At 35.0% G+C, this 2,740-nt stretch carries 6 protein-coding genes and 1 pseudogene; 3 read left to right on the forward strand and 4 right to left on the reverse strand.

The genetic code is table 11. The features are described from left to right. The 3 genes and pseudogenes from AC1DJR_RS25075 to AC1DJR_RS25085 form a co-directional block, all read left to right on the forward strand. Window positions 1-125 (forward strand): annotated as a pseudogene (locus AC1DJR_RS25075) (ABC-2 transporter permease); the annotation flags it as partial. Window positions 126-158: 33 nt separating this feature from the next. Beyond that, window positions 159-755 (forward strand): ABC-2 transporter permease, encoded by a 597-nt coding sequence (locus AC1DJR_RS25080; protein ID WP_477003770.1) that lies wholly within the window; start codon window positions 159-161, stop codon window positions 753-755. Window positions 756-1,005: 250 nt separating this feature from the next. Then, complete coding sequence (locus AC1DJR_RS25085; RefSeq protein ID WP_002143118.1) at window positions 1,006-1,191, forward strand: hypothetical protein; 186 nt, start codon at window positions 1,006-1,008, stop codon at window positions 1,189-1,191. Between the two features lie 167 nt (window positions 1,192-1,358). Here the strand turns inward: AC1DJR_RS25085 and AC1DJR_RS25090 are convergent, their stop codons facing one another. From AC1DJR_RS25090 to AC1DJR_RS25105, 4 genes are all read right to left on the reverse strand, one after another. Continuing rightward, complete coding sequence (locus AC1DJR_RS25090) at window positions 1,359-1,616, reverse strand: DUF3975 family protein (protein ID WP_002167685.1); 258 nt, start codon at window positions 1,614-1,616, stop codon at window positions 1,359-1,361. 15 nt (window positions 1,617-1,631) lie between these two features. Then, the gene (locus AC1DJR_RS25095) at window positions 1,632-1,946 is read right to left on the reverse strand and encodes a DMT family transporter (RefSeq protein ID WP_002015033.1); all 315 of its coding nucleotides are present in this window, start codon (window positions 1,944-1,946) and stop codon (window positions 1,632-1,634) included. Between the two features lies 1 nt (window position 1,947). Then, complete coding sequence (locus AC1DJR_RS25100) at window positions 1,948-2,280, reverse strand: DMT family transporter (protein ID WP_000312339.1); 333 nt, start codon at window positions 2,278-2,280, stop codon at window positions 1,948-1,950. A gap of 71 nt (window positions 2,281-2,351) precedes the next feature. After that, the coding region (locus tag AC1DJR_RS25105; RefSeq protein ID WP_477003771.1) for a TetR/AcrR family transcriptional regulator at window positions 2,352-2,740 on the reverse strand (389 nt) is incomplete at its 5' end.

Raw genomic sequence — 2,740 nt, forward strand, 5'->3', positions numbered from 1 at the left:
TGCTAAAAGTACTTCACTCTGAAGATGCTACATTATCAATGAGTGTTCTTGGTATCGGAGTGTTAGTAAGTATAGTCATATCAATGTTGCTCTCAATGAAAATGTTTCAGGAGGCAGAGTTATAGAAGAGGCTCTTTTCATACTAGGAGGTGTAAAACATGATCAAGCAATTAATTTTAAAAGATTTCATCATTCAATGGAAATTTTTAATTTGGTACATAYTSTATCCTRTTYTCTTTTATATGGCTTTAACAGATACGGAAAATCTRTTCATAATTATGTCAGTAATTATTACAATTGGGGCAACAGTAAAAACATTTGAAGCAGATAGTAAAAATGAGAGTGAAGTTATAGTAAATAGTTTACCAATATTGAGAAAACAAATTGTATTTGCGAAATATATAGTAGCAATTATTATTCTTTTTATAAGCGTAACGGTCGGTTGTTTCACGATGGGAATGAAGAATGGGGTTAATCTATTTGAATTTATTGAAACGACAACGGTTGCTAGTATTAGCTTTATTTTAGTGTATTTAAGCTTTGTTTTACCAATATCGTTTTGGTTAGCGTATAAAAAAACTATTTTTATTACGCTTTTCATACTAATAGCACCGACAGCAATCTGTTCTATGTTCTTTCAAATCAACCTAGAACAAATTCAACTATATAACAGCGTGTTATTCGTTAGTTCAATATGCATGTTCATAGTATCTATCTTCGTTTCAGTGAAATTGTATGAGAAGAGAGAATTTTAAAAGGTGCCTCATAAAAGGCACCTTCTTTAATAACGACAATATGAAAGTAAGAGTTTATAAACAGAGAGGCTATTCGGTACAACATCTTTTGGAGTATGTAATATAAAGCTGAAAACGATGATGAAAATGAGAAAGAGGAAAAATAAAAATAGGATTTGCTTATGTATAGAATTTTGCATATCATTCACTCCTTTTTTAGGTAGTATGTCCAAAAGGAAAGAGTGTATGAAAAATTTTAGGAGGGAGAAGGATGAACAAAAGAAAATGGTTATATAGAATAGGGGTACTTTTATTTTCAATCGGTCTCATAATAGCAAATTTTTACTCGGATATACCACCGCCATTTCCTAATTTGCATAAAGGGATTGGTATAAGTATTGTCATAGCTGGTCTKCTTTGTCTKATCGCATCAAATTTYTATAGAAAATCTGAATGAATATAAAGTGAAACTTTAATCAGTGGGGGTTTTGTCCATCCCCACTGATTATTAGTTGAACCAATCGGGCGTTTACGGGCAGTTGATCTCCCACCTAACTCCCTCGCATTCGCCGAATTTTGAGGTGGGGGTCTTACTGCCCGTTAATGCGGGATAAAAAAGGACAGTTACTTCTTTTCAGAAGAACTGTCCTTTTTAAATAACTTGTTCCAAAGCTTGGCGATGCTCCATATAATTACGATAGTAATGGAGGCAATAATTGACCAAACGATAGATGCAATTTCAAGTGCCATGTTAGGAAGGAATGTAAGAATGGATATTACTTTATGAAACAACCATTCTATTATATGAAAACTTATTTGCAATAGAATGATAATCCCAAGTGTGATCCATGTTAAGATTTGTTTTCCTTTTTCTTTCCACATGACATTCACCTCACGTTAGCCTAATAGTTTTAAGCCAACAGCACCGCATAGAATGCAGCTTAAGAAGGCAAGGCGGCGCCAATCCGCTGACTCGCGGAAAATAAGAATACCTAGAAGTGCACTTCCAGCAGTTCCGATTCCAGTCCAAATTGCGTAAGCAGTTCCCATCGGTAATGTGTTCATYGCAAGWGATAAGAAGAAGAARCTTACGCCRAAGTTAGCGATTAAAATAACTTTTGGTGCCCAGCCTTTCTTTTCAGTGGCTACTTTCATAAAGAGTACACCAACAATTTCACAAATACCAGCTAGAATTAAAAATACCCAAGCCATTTTATGCAGCCTCCTTCGCTTCTTTTTCTTCTGTTACTCGTTTTAAGCCGATTACTCCGAAGAAGATTAAACCAATTAATAATACTTTTACAATAGAGAATGGTTCTCCGAAAATGAAAATCTCGGTAAGAACGATTCCACCTGCTCCAATTCCAGTGAAGACTGCGTAAACAGTACCAACAGGTAAATCTTTATAWGCTCTAAATAATAAGACGAAACTAATTGTAATTAATAGAGCAACACCAGCCCACTCAAGTGGTGCCTCCGCTTTTTTTAGTCCAATMACCCAAAAGATTTCAATAATACCAGCTATGATTACATAAATCCATGCCATATGTCATTTCTCCTTCCTACCAGTCGTTAGGTAAAGGGCTTAAAAACGACGCATTGCAAAGGAGCAATCCGTCAGTTTGAAAGTCCGCGCCAAAATACTTTCCAAGAAGCTTCTAAACGTGTCTCAAAACGATTTAAACCTGCGTATAGTAGTTCAACCATAAGGCCGTCAAGTAAGCATAAAAAAGCCTCCAAAGCATCTTTTACTTCAATGTTATGCAGTTCATCTTGTTCGCTTGCTCTTTTAAACACAGGGAATAAAAGTTTTCCGACATTTTCAATGTGTACATTCGCTTTATCAATAATTTGTTCGCGAAATGCATCCGGCGGAAAATAAGAAGTTCGTAACCAAAACATTGATTCTTCACTTTCACCAAATCGTTTTGCATAACCTTTTAACAGATTTATTAGCAATTCTTCAGTAGACGATTTTGAAAAATTTTCGATATCGTCTGTGAAGC

It is taken from the genome of Bacillus sp. 05T31 (genome assembly GCF_056396725.1).